This window comes from Oxalobacteraceae bacterium OTU3CINTB1 (genome assembly GCA_024123955.1).
In the GTDB taxonomy this organism is placed as follows: domain Bacteria; phylum Pseudomonadota; class Gammaproteobacteria; order Burkholderiales; family Burkholderiaceae_D; genus Rugamonas.
In genome coordinates, this window is sequence record CP099652.1 from 5,531,413 (window position 1) to 5,547,929 (window position 16,517).

A 16,517-nucleotide genomic window follows, 5' to 3' on the forward strand; every position below is an offset into this window, starting at 1 on the left:
GTCGGCATAGATATGAACAACGATGCGGATGGCGATGACCTGCTGCAATACAATCCCAACCGTCTGCTCGATACCCTGATCGAAAACCTGCGGTTGAAAAACGACGCGGCCCTGTCGCGCGCGTTGGAAGTGGCACCGCCAGTGATCAGTAAAATTCGCCACCATCGCCTGCCGGTCGGCGCTTCGCTGCTGATCCGCATGCACGAAGTAAGCGATCTGAGCATTCGTGACCTGCGTTACTTGATGGGCGACCGTCGCAACAAGTTCCGCATCAGCGATAAGCAGTTCAAACCAAAGGAAGGCGAACCAGGCCAGGGCCAGGGTTAAGTTTTACCCCGGCGCTGACCTGTAGCGTTTTACCCTTGTATCCCTCCCCCCTCTTGCAGGGGCGAGGGATACATCTTTTTGCGCGCCCGTTTTATGCTGGAAACACGCCGGTCGACAGATAGCGATCGCCCCGGTCGCAGACGATGAACACGATGGTCGCGTTCTCGACCGTTTGCGAAATGCGCAACGCGATCTCACAGGCGCCCGCCGCCGAAATACCACAGAAAATACCCTCTTCCGCAGCCAGCCGCCGCGCCATGCGTTCGGCCGACGCCTGCGACACCGCCTCGACCTTGTCGACGCGCGTGCGGTCGTAGATCTTCGGCAAGTAGGCTTCCGGCCATTTGCGGATGCCGGGAATCGACGAGCCCTCTTCCGGCTCGGCGCCGATGACCTGCACGTCCGGATTCTGCTCCTTCAGATAACGCGACACGCCCATGATGGTGCCGGTGGTGCCCATGGCGCTGACGAAATGGGTGACGCGGCCGTCGGTGTCGCGCCAGATTTCCGGACCGGTGCCCTCGTAGTGCGCGCGCGCGTTGTCCTGGTTGCCGAACTGGTCCAGGATGATGCCCTTGCCATCTTTTTGCAGTTGCTCGGCCATGTCGCGCGCGTATTCCATGCCGCCGGTCTTGGGCGTGAGCATGATCTGCGCGCCGTAGGCGGCCATGCTCTGGCGCCGCTCGATGCTCAGGTTCTCAGGCATCAACAGCAACATTTTGTAGCCGCGCAACGCCGCCGCCATCGCCAGCGCGATGCCGGTGTTGCCGCTGGTCGCCTCGATCAGCGTATCGCCGGGTTTGATGTCGCCGCGCTCCTCGGCGCGCTTGAGCATCGACATGGCGGCGCGGTCCTTGACCGAACCGGCCGGGTTGTTACCTTCGAGCTTGCCGAGAATAATATTGTTGCGGGCGACCGCGTCCGCGCCCGGCAGGCGGGTCAGCTGCACCAGCGGTGTACTGCCGATCGTATCTTCCAGAGTCTTGTAAGCCATCGTGTTCAATCTTCAGTGGGTTTCGCCAAAACATGCATTTTAATCCGACTTGCCGTTGCGCGTATTGCAAGACCTGGCCGCGCCCCTGCCTGAGGAGGTAAAGTGCCGGAAGTCTTTGGACTGGAGCGGCCGCATGCGCTAGACTTGCATCATCGCTGCATCGCACCACGCCGTGCCGACCACTCTTACACCACTCGACCGCCATGTCCACCTCACCGCTTGAAATGCTGCCCGACACCACCCCGGAACCGCACGCCGCCGCGCTGCCGGCCGACCTGGAAAGCCGCCGCCACCAGATGTTCCCCACGTTGTCCGACAGCGACATCAAGCACATGCTGCGCTTCGGCCACGTGCGCCATTTCAGCGACGGTGAAAAAATCGCCGAGGCGGGCAAGAGCAGCTACGGCATGCTGCTGGTGCTCAAGGGCGGCGTCGCCATTACCCGCTTCGACGGGCTGGGCAACACTTCCTATATCACCACGCACACGCCGGGCCAGTTCTCCGGCGAAGTGGCGCAGCTGTCCGGACGCCCGGCGCTGGGCAACGCCAACGCCGTCGGCGAGGTCGAGGTGCTGGTGGTGCCGCCCGAATCGCTGCGCGCGCTGCTGGTCGCGCACGCCGACCTGGGCGAACGCATCGTGCGCGCGCTGATCCTGCGCCGCGTCGGCCTGATCGAACAGAACTCGGGCGGCCCGGTCATCGTCGGCCCGCGCGGCCACGGCCGCATCCACACCCTGCAAAGCTTCCTGGCCGCCAACGGCCATCCGTACAGCGTGCTCGATCCGGAGGTGGACCAGCAGGCGACGGAATTGATGGAACACTACCAGCCAAAACCCGATGAACTGCCGCTGGTGGTCTGCCCGGATGGCGTGGTGAAGAAAAATCCGACCACGGTCGATATCGGCCGCTGCCTCGGCATGCTGCCGGACCTGCCCGCCGACAAGGTGTGGGACGTGATCGTCGTCGGGGCCGGCCCATCCGGACTGGCGACGGCGGTGTACGCCGCGTCCGAAGGGCTGTCGGTGCTGGCGCTGGAGACCCGCGCCTTCGGCGGCCAGGCGGCGGCCAGCGCCCGCATCGAAAATTACCTCGGCTTCCCGACCGGCGTCTCCGGCCGCGCGCTGGCCGGCCGGGCCTACGTCCAAGCGCAGAAATTCGGCGTCGAGATCGCCATCCCGGCCCCCGCCGGCCGGCTGATTTGCGATACCTATCCGCTGCAGGTGGAAATGTGCGGCAGCCTGCAGAAACTGCAGGCCAGGACCGTGGTGCTGTCGTGCGGCGCGCGCTACCGCCGGCCGTCGCTGGCCAACCTCAAGCAGTTCGAAGGCAAGGGGATTTATTACTGGGCCTCGCCGATCGAGGCCAAGCTGTGCAAGAGCGAGGAGATCGTGCTGGTCGGCGGCGGCAACTCGGCCGGCCAGGCGGCGGTGTTCCTGGCGGCGCACGCGTCCAAGGTGCATATGCTGATCCGCAAGGACAGCCTGTCGTCGACGATGTCGAGCTATCTGATCGAACGCATCCAGGCCACGCCGAACATCGAACTGCACACGCACTCGGAAATCATCGCGCTCGAAGGCGACGAGGATGGCTTGAAGCAGGTGCGCATCCGCAATTCGAAAAGCGAGGAGGAATGCGATTACGATGTCTGCCGCGTGTTCCTGTTCATCGGCGCCGATCCGAACACCGGCTGGCTGGAGGAATGCGGCGTCGACGTCGACGGCCACGGTTTTATCCGCACCGGTTTCGACGTCACCAAGGCGCAGTGCAAGGCCAACTTCGACAAGGGCGTGTACCCGCGCGAGATGCCGGCCCGCGCCGCACTCGAGACCAGCGTGCCGGGCGTGTTCGCCATCGGCGACGTGCGCGCCAGTTCCACCAAACGCGTCGCGGCGGCGGTGGGCGAAGGCGCGGCGGTGGTGTCGCAAATCCACGCCTTCCTGGCGAATCTGCCGGCCGATAAACGCTAGCGGGTTGGCAGATGGAGCACAGGGCTTCCCGGCCAGTTAAACCAGGGCGGCGCTGAACGACTCGGGCCGCCGCGCAAGCAGGAGGGACAGCCGTTGAAGACCCGCCCGCAAGCGTCCACGGTCCTTGATGCTACCCAGCGAGATCCGGATCGCGTTCACGGATACGCCGCCCGTGGCGAATGCCTCAGCCGGCGTGACCGCGATGCCTTCGCTGTCGGCGGCACGCGCCAGCTGCGAGGAGTTCCAGTACGCCGGCAATTCGAGCCAGACATGCAGGCCGTCTCCGGCGCCGCTGTACCGCCCCGCCAGAATATCCCGCGCCATCCGGTGGCGCAGGCGCGCCTCGCTGCGTACTCCTTCCATCAAGCGGCCGGCAGAACCGTCGAGTATCCACTGGGTGGCCAACGCGGCCGCCAGCGGAGCGGCCATCAGCGCAAATGACCTGAGCGCGACCAGGAAACGTTCGCGTTCGTGCGCATCGCGTATCAGCACGAAGGCGACGCGCAAGCCTGGTGTCAGGCATTTCGACAGCGTCGAGATGTAGACCACCCGTTCCGGCGCAACCGTGGCAATGGGCGGCGGCGGGGCCTCGGCAAGGAGCCAGTAGGGATCGTCCTCGAGGATGCGTACATTGCAGCGCTGCGCGATGTCGGCGAGAGCCTTGCGCCGGCGTTCCGGCATGGTGATGGCGGTCGGGTTCTGCAGTGTCGGATTGAGGTAGACCAGCCCCGGCTTGTGCTGGCGGCAGGCCTCCTCGAGCATCTCCGGCACCATCCCGTGCTGGTCCGCTTGCACCGCGATGACGTGCCGGCCGAATTGGGTCGCGGCGGCACGCAAGCCGGGATAACTCGTGGACTCCGCCAGGATCACGTCGCCGGGCTCGGTCAACGCGAGGATCACTGCGGCGATCGCCGCCTGCGCCCCCGGACAGACAACCACCTGTCGCGCGTCCAGTATTCCGAACATCGGCTCAAGCCATTTGGCGCCGGCGTTACGGTCGGAGTCGCTCCCTCCGCCCAAGTGGTACGTCATCAGCATTTGATTATCCGCCCTCATCAAGACCTGAGACAAACCCTGTTTCAGCATGTCGTCGAAGTCCACGCCGTCCGGCGGTGGCGGGGTATTCATGCCCAGGTCGAGGATCGAGGTCCATTCGACTTTCGGCGCCGCCACATACGTGCCCCGGGCGCCGCGCCCCTCCAACAAGTTGCGGCGCCTGGCTTCGTCGTAGGCGCGCGTGATCGTCGTCAGGTCGACGCCCAGCTGCGCCGCCAACTGGCGCTGCGGAGGGAGACGGTTGCCCGGTTTCAGCGATCCGTCCACCACCGCCGCCTGCAACGCATCCGCAATCTGCAAAAACCGTGGCCCTTTGTTCCCGGCCAGACGCGGCAACCAGATTGGCAAACTTTCATCTTGTATGGTTTTCGACTGGGACATTTTGCCTCTATGTATGGATATTGTTTTTAGGTAGTATGCCTTACGATAGATAGTGGCATAGCCTGGAAATACCCAAAATGATCGATTGGATCCCTGTAGTCTTCGTTATCTTCAAGTTTCTCGTGCTCGGTATCGGCATGTACTTCGCCATCAAGTGGCATTACGACCAAGGGAAAAAGAACAAAGAGAAGCGCGCGGTGCTCCGCGCGAGCGGCAAGGTGGCCGCCATCTTCTTGCTATCGCTGCTGGCACTGGGATTGGTCATCTTCGCCCTTATCAAGATGCTCGGCATGGACTTGAACTTCCCATGAAGGGAAGTTCAAGCGAATAGCATTAGCGGACGCCGGCCTTCTCCAACTGCTCGATCTCGACATCGCCGTCGTCCACCAGCCGCTCCCACCCTTCGAACTTGCCCATGCCGCGCGTGCGGGCAATCGAGAGCAGCAGGCTTTGTCCCGGCGCCTGGCGCTCCGGCTGCAACTGGTACACCGGATCGGCGAACGCCTGCGCCGGCGTGACGATCGTCCATCCCATATCGACGAACTGCTGGATCACATCCTTCAACCACAGCGCGTTGATCAGGTTGTGATGCTGTAGCAGCACCTGCGGAATATCCCGCCCTTCCAGCTTGCGCGACAAATCACGATAGGCGATCGCCCGCTGTTTAACGTGCGCCAGGTAGGCCCGCTTGACCGGCTCGATGTCCGCCTTGGGATTGGCCCGCAATACTTCGTTGAGCTTCGCGTCCAGGCGCCAGTCGCTGGTGTCCAGGCTCACATAGCCATTGCGGTAGCCCTGCTCCTTGAGGAAGCTTCGCATGCCGTCCCGCTTTTCCGGCGTGTTCCCCTCGCGCAGATAGGTGAAGCGGAACCACTTTCGATACCCCGGCAAGGTGGACGTGATGCGGTCGCAGTCGAGGATCTCACGCTGGTACTGCGCCAACGTCACTTTGGCTGAATTCAAATCCGGATGCGTCATCGTGTGGTTGCCCAGCACATGGCCGGCATCGCCCCACGCCTTGGCAAGCGCGTAGCCGGCCGGCTTGGTGGCGCCGAAGTCGCAGGTGACAAACAACGCCGCCGATACCTTGTGCGCGGCCAGCGCGTCGAGCATGGCCTGGTTGCGCTGCTGCGGCGACATCAACGGCGTGTCCTCCAGCTGCGGCCCGTCGTCGAAGGTGAAGGCCACCGACTGCGCTTGCGCCGCGCAGATGCCAGCGAGTGCCATTATCGCGGCCACTGCGGTTAAGCGAATCCGATGACGAAGTGTTACCAACATATTTTCTCCTTAAGGGCGATTTAATCGAACGCCGAGCTCATCCATGCCAGAATGAAAGCCGAGGTAACATGCAAGGCCTCAACGTCCCATTTGTTTCCTCGACATCATACTTCAACCATCCGAGGACAAAATGCGACTTCCACTCATCCCCCCGAACGAACTGAGCCCCGAACAAAAAGACCTGTACGACAGCATGCGCAAAGGCATCGCCAGCAACTTCAACGCCTTCAAGGTCGAACGCGAAGACGGCGCCCTGATGGGCCCCTGGAATCCGTGGCTGCACGAGCCGGGCATCGGCAAGGCGATCTGGGACCTGACCCTGGCCATGACAGCAAACGCCGTCCTGCCGGACAATGTGCGCCAGATCGCGATTCTCGTGGTTGGCGCCCGCTATAACGCCGCCTATGAACTGTACGCGCACGTCGCCGTCGCCGAGAAAGCCGGCATGTCGGCCGAGCGCCTGGCCGCGCTGGTGGCGGACCTGAAGCCGGTCGACCTGTCGAAGCAGGAGAACGTCGCCTTCGATTTCTCGTACGCGCTCAGTCGCGGAGGCACGCTGCCGGAGCCCCTGTACCGGCTCGCGATCGACACCTTCGGCCAGCATGGCACCAACGAATTGATCTACCTGGTGGGCCTGTACGCGCTGGTATCGACGACGCTGAACGGCTTTAACGTGCCGGTGCCGGAACGTGAATAAGCGCGATACCGGCACGCTGCCCGACAGCCGGCTCAAGCCCGCCAGCGCGGGTCCATCGGAGTTCGGCAGCGTCGCCCTGGTGCTGCAAGGCGGCGGCGCGCTGGGCGCCTACCAAGCCGGCGTCTACGAACGCCTGCTGGAAAGCGGCATCGAGCCGCATTGGTTGTCGGGCATTTCGATTGGCGCCATCAACAGCGCCATCATCGCCGGCAACGCCCGGGAAAACCGGGTCGCGCGGCTGCGCGAATTCTGGGAACTGGTCAGCGATGGCGGCCCTCCCGGCGCCAACTGGAGCGGGCTGGCGCTGGCCGACGCGACGCGGGCCTGGGTCAACCAGCTCGCGGCAGGCAGCGCGTTCGTGCGCGGCGTGCCGGGCTTTTTCGAGCCGCGCATGCCGTCCTTCGGGTTCGGCAGCGGCAGCGGCGCCACCAGCTTCTATGACACCTCGCCGTTGCGCGCCACCCTGGAACGGCTAGTCGATTTCGATCGCATCAACGCGCGCGAGACAAGGCTCAGCGTCGGCGCGGTGAACGTCCGCACCGGGAACTTCGCCTACTTCGACAACGCCACCGAGCACATACGGGTCGAGCACATCATGGCAAGCGGTGCGCTGCCGCCGGCCTTCGAAGCAGTGGAGATCGATGGCGAAAAATACTGGGACGGCGGCATGGTGTCGAACACGCCGCTGGAATGGGTGCTGTCCAACAGCTCGGGCCTCGACACGCTGGTCTGGCAAGTCGATTTGTGGAGCGCCCATGGCGAACTGCCGCGCGACATGGCCAGCGTCGCCACGCGCATGAAGGAGATCCAGTATTCCAGCCGCACCCGCATGGCGACCGACTCACTGCGCAGGGTGAAAAAGCTGCACACCGCGCTGAGCGAACTGTTGGCCGTCATCCCGGCGGACATGGCGGCCAGCCCGCAAGCAAAGCTGCTGGCGGCGGCAGGCGATCCAGCCCTCTACAACATCGTCGAACTGGTCTACCGTTCGGCGACTTACGAGGGCCAGTACAAGGATGTGGAGTTTTCCCGCAGGACGATGAACGAGCATTGGCAGGCCGGCTACAAGGACGCCGACACCACGCTCACGCACAAGGAAATCCTTCAGCTGCCCAGCATCGACGACAATCCGGCCGTCTTCGATTTCCTCACGAAGCCGGCTTAGCTTCCTTGAGGCGCCGCAGTTGCGCCGCCTGGTAGGCGCCGAAGGCGTCGTTGAACAGGCAGCGTATCAGCGGATCGTCGACGATGTCGGCGTCGGCCGGCGCACCCGTGATCCGCATATACATCGACGTCAGCGATTCCCCCAGCGCCAGGCCGGCGTACAGCTTGGCGATGGGGATTTCGGTCTGCCATGACGGCGCTTCCTCGTGCCCCGCCGCAGCGATGCTGTCGCCATGGATGCGGTAGCGGTACTGCCGGACGGCGCCCGCATGATCGTAGACCGACAGTTGCCAGACGCATGGCGTCTCGAAGTAGCTGTCGGGTGGTAGTTCCATCTCCCGGTATTTGTCGAGCAAGCCCGCGCCGCAGTAGTCCAGCACCAGCGCGGTTTGCGCGTCCGTCAGCGGCGCGAAATGACTGGCGATTTCGGAAGTCGGCGGCGGCGTGATATCAGCGTCGTATTGATAGTCGACGTCCTGTTCGCCGACCGGCTGCACCCAGGACAATGGCGCGGCTGGTGTCAACGCTTGCGGCGTCAGTTCCATCGCGACGGAGGGATTGAGGCGGACCACGCGCGCATGCGGCAGCCATGCGCCGACCTCGCGCTCGAACTGCCGGTAGGTGATCGGGAACAGTGCGTGGTTGTACCAGGACCATGGCTCCTGCACGAACTGGCAGGAGCTGGGAACGATGTAGCGCGGTGCGAGTGCGCGCAGCTGCCCGGGCCACTCCTCCGGAAGCTCCGGCAGGCCGCCCCCGGCGCGCGATGGCGCGATCACGTCGATTTCGCGCATGGTCTGGAAGGGCCACAGCACCATGTCCCACGGCGCGAAGGCCGTGAGCTGTTCCAGCGTCTCCGGGTCCATCCACGAATCGACGACGTTCAGCACATTCAAGCCGCCGGCACGGATGTGAAACATCGAATCGACATCGGCGTCGAGCGCCCTGCGCGGAATCACTTCGATCGCGCTCACCTGCACCGGCACATCCACCGCCAGCGCGCGCACGTCGCTGAAACCCAGCTCGCGTATCATCGCGAACAGTTCGTCGAACAGGCAGTAAAGATAGATCGGCGTGGCGCGCGGCAGCAGGTCCAGGCTCTCCATCGAACAATGGTCGTCGTGGAAGTGCGAGATGAACACCGCGTCCGGCGTGAGCTTCCTGATCTGTTCAAGGTCGAAGCGCACGGCGGGAAAGGCGTGGCAGTTGCGGCTGAACGGGTTTTCGAAAATCGGATCGAACAGTATCTGCGTGCCTTCGTGCTCGAAGACATAACCCGCGTGGAGTATCCTGGAAATGTTCAGGGGCGACATGTGCGGACTCCAATCAAAATGTCGCGCTATCTTACCAGACATAAAAACGCAAAAGCCCGCAGCGCGGGGCTGCGGGCTTTTGCTGGTGTGACAGATTTATTTGCCGGCTGCGGCGACTGGCGTGGAGCTCGCTTTGGGAGCGGCTTTGTCGGCTTTGGGTTTGGCGGCGGCGGCCGTGGCGCCCTCTTTCGACTTGCCGTTCACCAGCAAACCGGCCTCGGACAGCTTGGCGGCGTTCTTGCCGCCGACGCCTTTGACGCGCTGTTCAAAGTCGGCCCAGTCCTTGAACTCGCCTTTTTTTCGTTCTTCGAGAATGGCGGTGGACTTGGCGGGGCCGATACCCTTGATCGAATCGAGCGCGGCTGCGTCTGCTTTGTTGGCATCGACTTGTGCGAACGCAAAGCTCATCGTGGCGGCGAGCGTGGCAATACCCAGCATTAGTTTTTTGAACATGTCTGTCTCCGTGGTTGGTGTCGAGCAAGGGCGAAAATCGCACCTTGAATACCCTTAACGGGTAGACACCCAATCCCGGTTGACGCTGTTCGTATGAGCTAGATCAAACGCCGAGGCCCGCGTCGAACAACTCTTCGCGCGTGACTGTTGCCGTGCCGAGCTTCCCTACAACGATGCCGCCGGCGCGGTTGGCCGTTTGCACCGCTTCGTTCCAGCCCGCGCCCGCGCCCAGCATGCACGCCATCGTGGCGATGACGGTGTCGCCCGCGCCCGAAACGTCGAACACTTCGCGCGCCTGCGCCGGCATGTGGAACTGGTCGTTCTCGGTGTACAAGGTCATGCCCTCTTCCGAGCGCGTGAGCAGCAAGGCGTCCAGCTTCAATTCCGCGCGCAGTTGCTGCGCCTTGGCCGTCAGTTGCTCTTCGCTGTTCCAGCTGCCGACGATGCGCTTCATCTCCGATTTGTTCGGCGTGAGCACGGTGGCGCCGCTGTAGCGCGAGAAGTCGTCGCCCTTCGGATCGACCATCACCACTTTGCCGGCCGCGCGCGCGGAGGCGATCATGTCGGCCACGTTCACCAGGCTGCCCTTGGCGTAGTCCGACAGGACGATGACGTCGTAGTCGGCCAGCAGCGCCTTGAACTGCAGCAGTTTGTCGCGCAGGACGGTGTCGGTCGGCGCTTCTTCGAAATCGATGCGCACCATTTGCTGTTGGCGGCCGATCACGCGCAGCTTGATGATGGTGGAGATGGCGCTGTCGCGTTTCAGGTAGCTGTGGATGCCGCCGCCTTGCAGCAGCTGTTCCACTTCGGTGCCCGCTTCGTCGGCGCCGACCACGCCCAGCAAGCCGGCGTGCGCGCCCAGCGCGGCGGCGTTGCGCGCCACGTTGGCGGCGCCGCCCAGGCGCGCTTCGCGCTTTTCGATGCGCACGATGGGGACCGGCGCCTCCGGCGAAATGCGGCTGACGTCACCGAACCAATAGCGGTCCAGCATGACGTCGCCAACGACCAGGATGCGCACCTTGTCCAGTGCGGGGGATTGAAAAGCGGTGACGGAAGTACTCACATGGTCCTCTGATTTATTCTTAATTCATGACGTTCAGTTCTTCGGTGCGGCGTGGCGGGTAGGTCTCCCACCGGCTGCATCCAGGGCACTGCCAGTAGAACTGGCGCGCCTTGAAGCCGCAATGGCTGCACTGGTAGCGCGCCAGCTTCTGCGTGTAGCCATGCACCAGGTTTTTCACCATCGACAGTTCCGACACCACGCTCGCCGGCGCATCGACCAGGCGCGCTTCCAGCAGCTTGTCCAGTCCCAGCAACGTCGGCGTGCGGCGCAGCTCATTGACCACCAGGTCCTTGGCGGCATCGAGGCCGTCCAGCTCCAGCACCGCCTTGTACACCACCTCCAGCAGGTCGATCGACGACGCCTGCTCCAGGTAGGACTTGATCAGATTAACGCCTTCGAGCTGGCGGCCGACCTTGCGGTAGCCGTCCATCATGCGCTGCGCCACCAGCGCGGTGTGCGGCACGCTGATTTGCTCGACGCGGCGCCACGTCATCAACGCGCCCTCGACATCGTCCTTGGCCAGCTGCGCGTCGCCGATCAACAGGGTCGCGCGCACGTTGACACGGTCGGCCTGCAGCGATTTTTCCAGCAGCGGAAGCGCATCCTCGGGATGCAGGTGCACCAGCGCGTCCTGCGCCAGCTCGCAATAGAACTGCGCGATTTCCTTCTGACGCGATCCGGCGCCCGATTCCTGCAGGCCAATGGCCGCTTCGATGGCGCGCGGCCATTCCTTCTCGCGCTGGAAAATCTCCAGCAGCGCGCGCCGCGCCGGCACCGCGTACTGGCTGTGGATCAGGCGATTGAAGGTTTCCTCGGCGCGGTCGAGCAGGCCGGCCTTCAGGTAATCCATGCCCAGTTCATATTCGGCGTGCTCCTTCTGGTCCTGCGGCAGGTCGGGACGCGACAGCAAATTCTGGTGGACGCGGATGGCGCGTTCGGTCTCACCACGGCGGCGGAACAGGTTACCGAGGGCGAAGTGCATGTCGGCCGTTTCCGGGTCCATGCGCACGATCTCGATGAAGGCGTCGACCGCCTTGTCCGGCTGGTCGTTGAGCAGGAAGTTCAGGCCCTTGAAATAACCGCGCGGCAGCGAGCGCGATTCGGACACCAGCTGGCGGATGTCGACGCGCGCGGCGATCCATCCCATGCCGAAGAAGAGCGGGATGCCCAATAACATCCAGAGTTCAAATTCCATGCTTGTTCTTGTCGTTGGTAGTGGTGCTTATTGTGTGGTGACGCCATCGGGCTGCGGCTGCGCGTTGACTTGCTGCGCCGACGATTGCAGCGTCGTGATGGTGGTTTTGTGTTTGTTCGTTTCGCGGCGGTGGCGGAACACGGTCGGCGTAAGCGCCAGCACGCCCAGGACGGCGCCGGCGACGAAGAAGCCGAGCAGCATCAGCACCAGGGGTCCGCGCAGGTCATAGTGCAGGAAAAAGTGCAGATCGACTTCCTGCGTATTTTTCAGGGCAAAGCCAAAAAACAAGACGAATAGGACGATTCCAATGAGGGTGGATACGAATTTCATCAGCCTGGTTCCTGTTCTCAATTTCTAAGAGCGCCAGTATGGCACTAGTCACCAAATACTACAAAAAAAGCGCAAAAAAAGCGCGTAAAAAAAAGCGGCATCCGAGGACGCCGCTTTCTTGTCAAACCATCAGACGCTTCAGTCCTCGATGATCGGTTGCCCGACCATCGCGTCGACCCGCTCGCGCAATTGCTTGCCCGGCTTGAAGTGGGGTACCCGTTTTTCGGGCACCATCACTTTGTCGCCCGACTTCGGATTACGTCCGATACGCGGTGGCCGGCTATTCAGAGCAAAGCTGCCAAAACCGCGGATCTCGATGCGTTGACCGGTCGCCAAAGCGTTGGTCATCGCATCCAGAATGGTCTTGACGGCATACTCCGCATCTTTGGCCACCAGCTGAGAATAACGCTCAGCCAGGCGGTTGATCAACTCGGACTTAGTCATCGACTAGTTCTTAGTTCTTGTTATCGAACTTGGCTTTCAACAGCGCGCCCAGGCTGGTGGTGCCCGAAGCTGCGTTGTTGTCGGTAGCGGCCATTTTCTGCATCGCTTCCTGGGTCTCGACGTTGTCTTTGGCTTTGATCGACAGCTGGATCGAACGCGCTTTGCGGTCGATGTTGATGACCAGGGCTTCGACGGAGTCGCCAACCTTCAGGTGCGTACCGGCATCTTCCACGCGGTCGCGGGAGATTTCGGAAGCGCGCAGGTAGCCTTCGACTTCTTCGGACAGTTGGATCACGGCGCCTTTAGGCTCAACCGATTTCACGGTGCCGGTAACCAGCGCGCCCTTGTCGTTCATGGCGGCGAAGTTGTTGAACGGGTCGCCTTCCAGTTGCTTGACGCCCAGGGAAACGCGCTCGCGCTCAACGTCGATGGCCAGAACGATGGCTTCCAGCTCGTCACCTTTCTTGAAGCGACGAACAGCTTCTTCGCCGGTTTCGGTCCAGGACAGGTCCGACAGGTGTACCAGGCCGTCGATGTTGCCGGCCAGGCCGATGAACACGCCGAAGTCGGTGATCGATTTGATCGCGCCACGGACTTTGTCGCCCTTCTTGTGGGTCACGCCGAAGTCATCCCATGGGTTCGCTTTGCACTGCTTCATGCCCAGCGAAATACGGCGACGCTCTTCGTCGATTTCCAGAACCATGACTTCAACTTCGTCGCCCAGCTGGACAACTTTGTTTGGAGCGACGTTCTTGTTGGTCCAGTCCATTTCCGACACGTGGACCAGGCCTTCGATACCCTGCTCGACTTCAACAAACGCGCCGTAGTCGGTGAGGTTGGTGACTTTACCGAACAGACGGGTGCTTTGTGGGTAACGACGGGACAGACCGGTCCATGGGTCGTCGCCCAGTTGCTTCACGCCCAGCGAAACGCGGTTCTTTTCCTGATCGTACTTCAGGACTTTGGCGGTGATTTCCTGGCCAACGGTCAGCACTTCCGATGGGTGACGCACACGACGCCATGCCAGGTCGGTGATGTGCAGCAGGCCGTCGATACCGCCCAGATCCACGAACGCGCCGTAGTCGGTGATGTTTTTGACGACGCCGGTCACGACCGTGCCTTCTTTCAGCGTTTCCATCAGTTTCTGACGCTCTTCGCCCATCGAAGCTTCGATGACGGCGCGGCGGGACAGAACGACGTTGTTACGCTTGCGGTCCAGTTTGATGACCTTGAATTCGAGGGTCTTGCCTTCGAATGGGGTGGTGTCCTTGACTGGACGGGTGTCGACCAGCGAACCCGGCAGGAACGCGCGGATGCCGTTGGTCAGAACGGTCAGGCCGCCCTTGACTTTGCCGTTGACGGTACCGACGACGATTTCGCCCGATTCCATCGCTTTTTCCAGTGCCAGCCACGAAGCCAGACGCTTGGCTTTGTCGCGCGACAGGATGGTGTCGCCGAAACCGTTTTCGAGCGACTCGATCGCCACGGAAACGAAGTCGCCTACTTTGACTTCCAGTTCGCCGTGGTCGTTTTTGAATTCTTCAACTGGGATGAATGCTTCCGATTTCAGGCCGGCGTTGACGATCACGAAGTTGTGATCCAGACGAACGACTTCAGCCGAGATCACTTCGCCCGAACGCATGTCTTGACGCGACAGGGATTCTTCGAAGAGGGCTGCAAAACTTTCCATATTAGACATTGTGACTTCCAGGTTGCCAACAAGGCTCGCGAATGCGACTTCAGTTGGGTTAAGGTTGATCAAAGTCCCGCAAGTGAATTAGTGAGTAACTACTAACTCTTCCTGCCGGACCCGCCTTTGCTACATTTTCAGTGAGGCTTGCCCACTGCCGCATACCACTGCAACACCTGTTCGACCGCTTGATCAGCGGTCATATTGGATGTATCCAGCACATGCGCCCCTTCCGCTGGCACCAGCGGCGCGATGGTCCGGTGGGTATCCCGGTCGTCCCGCGCCTGCAAATCCATCAGTAGGTCTTCCATCTTAGCAGAAATTCCCTTGCCAATCAATTGCTTATAACGACGATCGGCCCGAGCAGCTACCGAGGCGGTCAAAAACACCTTCAACACCGCGTGCGGGAAGATCACCGAGCCCATGTCGCGCCCGTCCGCCACCACGCCGGGCGCCTTGCGGAAGCCCAATTGCAGCCCGACGAGCGCATGGCGTACGGTCGGGAATGTTGCAATTTTTGAAGCGGTATTGCCCACCTCTTCCGCCCGGATGGCGTCGGTGACGTTTTCCTGCGACAAAATGATGTCCCCGCCCTGAAAACTGCATTGCAGGTGTTCGGCCAGCTTGGCCAGCGCGTGTTCGTCGTTCAGGTCGGTGCCACGGCGCAGGGCCGACAGCGCCGTCAAGCGGTACAGGGCGCCCGAATCCAGGTAATGGAAGCCGAGCTTATCGGCAACGCGGTGCGCGACGGTGCCCTTGCCGGATGCGGTCGGGCCGTCGATGGTGATGACTGGGATTTGGGATGTGACCATTTTGCTCAGTTATTTATTTTGCAATCGCGGCAAACGCCGAGAAGTATTCAGGGAAAGTCTTGCCGACGCACTTGGGATCGTTGATGCGCATCACGTTGCCCTTGCGCGCGGCCCCGTCCAGCGACACCAGCGAGAAGCACATCGCCATGCGGTGGTCGTCGTAGGTGTCGATGGTGGCGGCCGTGATGGTCGACGGCGGCGTCACCTTTATATAGTCAGGCCCCTCCTCCACGATGGCGCCGACCTTGCGCAGCTCGGCCGCCATGGCCGCGATGCGGTCGGTCTCCTTCACGCGCCAGCTGGCGATGTTGCGCAGGGTGCTGGTGCCGTCGGCGTACAGCGCCGCCACCGCGATGGTCATGGCGGCGTCGGGAATGTGGTTGAAGTCGGCGTCGATGGCTTTAAGCACGCCGTTCGACTTGGCCTCGATCCAGTTGTCGCCCATGGTGATCTGCGCGCCCATCTGCTCCAGCGCGGCGACGAAACGCACGTCACCCTGAATACTATCGCGGCCCACGCCTTCGACGCGCACGGGACCGCCGGCGATGGCGCCGGCCGCCAGGAAGTACGACGCCGACGAGGCGTCGCCCTCGACGTGGATGGTGCCGGGCGACTGGTAGACCTGGCCCGGCTGCACGGTGAACGCGCTCCAGCCGTCCTGCTCCACCGTCACGCCGAAGCGGCGCATCAGGTTCAGGGTGATCTCGATGTAGGGCTTGGAGATCAGTTCACCTTCGACGGCTATGGTGATCGCGTGCTTTTTGGCCATCAGCGGCGCCACCATCAGCAGCGCGGTCAGGAACTGGCTCGAGACGTTGCCGCGCACCGACAGGCGCTGCGCGTGGATCTTGCCCTGCTTGATGTGCAGCGGCGGGAAGCCGGGATTGCCGGTGTATTCGACGTCGGTGCCGGCGGCGTTGAGCGCGTCGACCAGGTCGCCGATCGGGCGCTCGTGCATGCGCGGCACGCCGTGCAGTGTGTAGTCGCCGCCGATGACGGCCAGCGCGGCGGTCAGCGGACGGATCGCGGTGCCGGCGTTGCCCATGAACAGATCGGCCGATTTATTCGGCAGCACGCCCGCCACGCCCTTGACGTGGTGGATGGTGCCGGTGGCGGTTTTCTCCTCGGTCCATTGCACGCCCAGCGAGCGCAGGGCCGCCAGCATGACGGCCGTGTCGTCGGAGGCCAGCAGGTCGACAATGGCGACGTCGCCCTGCGACAGCGCCGCCAGCAGCAGGATGCGGTTGGAGATCGACTTCGAGCCTGGCAGGCGCACCGCGCCCTCGACGTGGGGGACGGGTTGAAGATCGATGTACTCGTTACTCATGATGAATCCTTTAAATTACGTGCATG

At 62.5% G+C, this 16,517-nt stretch carries 17 protein-coding genes; 5 read left to right on the plus strand and 12 right to left on the minus strand.

The features are described 5' to 3' along the window. The first annotated feature begins 12 nt into the window (after positions 1 to 12). Entirely contained in the window at positions 13 to 327 is a 315-nt protein-coding gene (locus tag NHH73_23850; GenBank protein ID USX25583.1) for a hypothetical protein, read from the plus strand. 91 nt (positions 328 to 418) lie between these two features. Here the strand turns inward: NHH73_23850 and cysM are convergent, their stop codons facing one another. Next, complete coding sequence (gene cysM / locus NHH73_23855) at positions 419 to 1,321, minus strand: cysteine synthase CysM (protein USX25584.1); 903 nt, start codon at positions 1,319 to 1,321, stop codon at positions 419 to 421. A 203-nt stretch (positions 1,322 to 1,524) separates the two neighbouring features. On the opposite strand from cysM, the gene NHH73_23860 reads away from it, so the two are divergent. Beyond that, entirely contained in the window at positions 1,525 to 3,288 is a 1,764-nt protein-coding gene (locus tag NHH73_23860) for an FAD-dependent oxidoreductase (protein ID USX25585.1), read from the plus strand. A 36-nt stretch (positions 3,289 to 3,324) separates the two neighbouring features. On the opposite strand, the gene NHH73_23865 is transcribed toward NHH73_23860, so the two are convergent. Then, positions 3,325 to 4,725, minus strand: coding sequence for a PLP-dependent aminotransferase family protein (locus NHH73_23865; protein USX25586.1), 1,401 nt, complete (start codon positions 4,723 to 4,725; stop codon positions 3,325 to 3,327). 77 nt (positions 4,726 to 4,802) lie between these two features. On the opposite strand from NHH73_23865, the gene NHH73_23870 reads away from it, so the two are divergent. Beyond that, positions 4,803 to 5,036: a hypothetical protein gene (locus tag NHH73_23870; GenBank protein ID USX25587.1), complete on the plus strand. Its 234-nt coding sequence runs from the start codon at positions 4,803 to 4,805 to the stop codon at positions 5,034 to 5,036. Positions 5,037 to 5,058: 22 nt separating this feature from the next. Here NHH73_23870 and NHH73_23875 read toward each other — a convergent pair whose 3' ends face one another. Then, complete coding sequence (locus NHH73_23875) at positions 5,059 to 5,952, minus strand: polysaccharide deacetylase family protein (GenBank protein USX25588.1); 894 nt, start codon at positions 5,950 to 5,952, stop codon at positions 5,059 to 5,061. 181 nt (positions 5,953 to 6,133) lie between these two features. Here NHH73_23875 and NHH73_23880 point away from each other — a divergent pair, with 181 nt between their 5' ends. Further along, positions 6,134 to 6,700: a carboxymuconolactone decarboxylase family protein gene (locus tag NHH73_23880; protein ID USX25589.1), complete on the plus strand. Its 567-nt coding sequence runs from the start codon at positions 6,134 to 6,136 to the stop codon at positions 6,698 to 6,700. Next, positions 6,693 to 7,865, plus strand: coding sequence for a patatin-like phospholipase family protein (locus NHH73_23885; GenBank protein ID USX25590.1), 1,173 nt, complete (start codon positions 6,693 to 6,695; stop codon positions 7,863 to 7,865). Before NHH73_23880 ends, NHH73_23885 begins: the two co-directional genes overlap by 8 nt. On the opposite strand, the gene NHH73_23890 is transcribed toward NHH73_23885, so the two are convergent. The 9 genes from NHH73_23890 to aroA all read right to left on the minus strand — a co-directional run bounded on the left by NHH73_23890 (position 7,849) and on the right by aroA (position 16,491). After that, entirely contained in the window at positions 7,849 to 9,177 is a 1,329-nt protein-coding gene (locus NHH73_23890) for an MBL fold metallo-hydrolase (GenBank protein USX25591.1), read from the minus strand. The two genes, NHH73_23885 and NHH73_23890, sit on opposite strands and share 17 nt — an antisense overlap. 96 nt (positions 9,178 to 9,273) lie before the next feature. Continuing rightward, positions 9,274 to 9,630, minus strand: a complete 357-nt coding sequence (locus tag NHH73_23895; GenBank protein ID USX25592.1) for a helix-hairpin-helix domain-containing protein — start codon at positions 9,628 to 9,630, stop codon at positions 9,274 to 9,276. Between the two features lie 103 nt (positions 9,631 to 9,733). Further along, positions 9,734 to 10,621, minus strand: coding sequence for a D-glycero-beta-D-manno-heptose-7-phosphate kinase (rfaE1, locus tag NHH73_23900; GenBank protein USX29690.1), 888 nt, complete (start codon positions 10,619 to 10,621; stop codon positions 9,734 to 9,736). Between the two features lie 91 nt (positions 10,622 to 10,712). After that, positions 10,713 to 11,888, minus strand: a complete 1,176-nt coding sequence (gene lapB, locus NHH73_23905; GenBank protein USX25593.1) for a lipopolysaccharide assembly protein LapB — start codon at positions 11,886 to 11,888, stop codon at positions 10,713 to 10,715. 27 nt (positions 11,889 to 11,915) lie between these two features. Next, a complete protein-coding gene (locus tag NHH73_23910; protein USX25594.1) occupies positions 11,916 to 12,218 on the minus strand; it encodes a LapA family protein in 303 nt (100 codons plus the stop codon). A 138-nt stretch (positions 12,219 to 12,356) separates the two neighbouring features. After that, complete coding sequence (locus tag NHH73_23915; GenBank protein ID USX25595.1) at positions 12,357 to 12,662, minus strand: integration host factor subunit beta; 306 nt, start codon at positions 12,660 to 12,662, stop codon at positions 12,357 to 12,359. Positions 12,663 to 12,672: 10 nt separating this feature from the next. Beyond that, on the minus strand, positions 12,673 to 14,352 hold the full coding sequence (gene rpsA / locus NHH73_23920; protein USX29691.1) for a 30S ribosomal protein S1: 1,680 nt from the start codon (positions 14,350 to 14,352) through the stop codon (positions 12,673 to 12,675). A 137-nt stretch (positions 14,353 to 14,489) separates the two neighbouring features. Beyond that, a complete protein-coding gene (cmk, locus tag NHH73_23925; GenBank protein ID USX25596.1) occupies positions 14,490 to 15,164 on the minus strand; it encodes a (d)CMP kinase in 675 nt (224 codons plus the stop codon). Positions 15,165 to 15,177: 13 nt separating this feature from the next. Beyond that, positions 15,178 to 16,491: a 3-phosphoshikimate 1-carboxyvinyltransferase gene (aroA, locus tag NHH73_23930; protein ID USX25597.1), complete on the minus strand. Its 1,314-nt coding sequence runs from the start codon at positions 16,489 to 16,491 to the stop codon at positions 15,178 to 15,180. Positions 16,492 to 16,517 lie beyond the last annotated feature (26 nt).

Coding starts and splice junctions, on each gene's coding strand:
- aroA (USX25597.1), bottom strand. CDS start 16,491: ATGAGTAACGAGTACATCGATCTTCAACCCGTCCCCCACGTCGAGGGC.
- rpsA (USX29691.1), bottom strand. CDS start 14,352: ATGGAAAGTTTTGCAGCCCTCTTCGAAGAATCCCTGTCGCGTCAAGAC.
- NHH73_23910 (USX25594.1), bottom strand. CDS start 12,218: ATGAAATTCGTATCCACCCTCATTGGAATCGTCCTATTCGTCTTGTTT.
- NHH73_23850 (USX25583.1), top strand. CDS start 13: ATGAACAACGATGCGGATGGCGATGACCTGCTGCAATACAATCCCAAC.
- lapB (USX25593.1), bottom strand. CDS start 11,888: ATGGAATTTGAACTCTGGATGTTATTGGGCATCCCGCTCTTCTTCGGC.
- NHH73_23880 (USX25589.1), top strand. CDS start 6,134: ATGCGACTTCCACTCATCCCCCCGAACGAACTGAGCCCCGAACAAAAA.
- cysM (USX25584.1), bottom strand. CDS start 1,321: ATGGCTTACAAGACTCTGGAAGATACGATCGGCAGTACACCGCTGGTG.
- cmk (USX25596.1), bottom strand. CDS start 15,164: ATGGTCACATCCCAAATCCCAGTCATCACCATCGACGGCCCGACCGCA.
- NHH73_23915 (USX25595.1), bottom strand. CDS start 12,662: ATGACTAAGTCCGAGTTGATCAACCGCCTGGCTGAGCGTTATTCTCAG.
- NHH73_23870 (USX25587.1), top strand. CDS start 4,803: ATGATCGATTGGATCCCTGTAGTCTTCGTTATCTTCAAGTTTCTCGTG.
- NHH73_23865 (USX25586.1), bottom strand. CDS start 4,725: ATGTCCCAGTCGAAAACCATACAAGATGAAAGTTTGCCAATCTGGTTG.
- NHH73_23875 (USX25588.1), bottom strand. CDS start 5,952: ATGGCACTCGCTGGCATCTGCGCGGCGCAAGCGCAGTCGGTGGCCTTC.
- NHH73_23895 (USX25592.1), bottom strand. CDS start 9,630: ATGTTCAAAAAACTAATGCTGGGTATTGCCACGCTCGCCGCCACGATG.
- NHH73_23890 (USX25591.1), bottom strand. CDS start 9,177: ATGTCGCCCCTGAACATTTCCAGGATACTCCACGCGGGTTATGTCTTC.
- NHH73_23860 (USX25585.1), top strand. CDS start 1,525: ATGTCCACCTCACCGCTTGAAATGCTGCCCGACACCACCCCGGAACCG.
- rfaE1 (USX29690.1), bottom strand. CDS start 10,621: ATGCTGGACCGCTATTGGTTCGGTGACGTCAGCCGCATTTCGCCGGAG.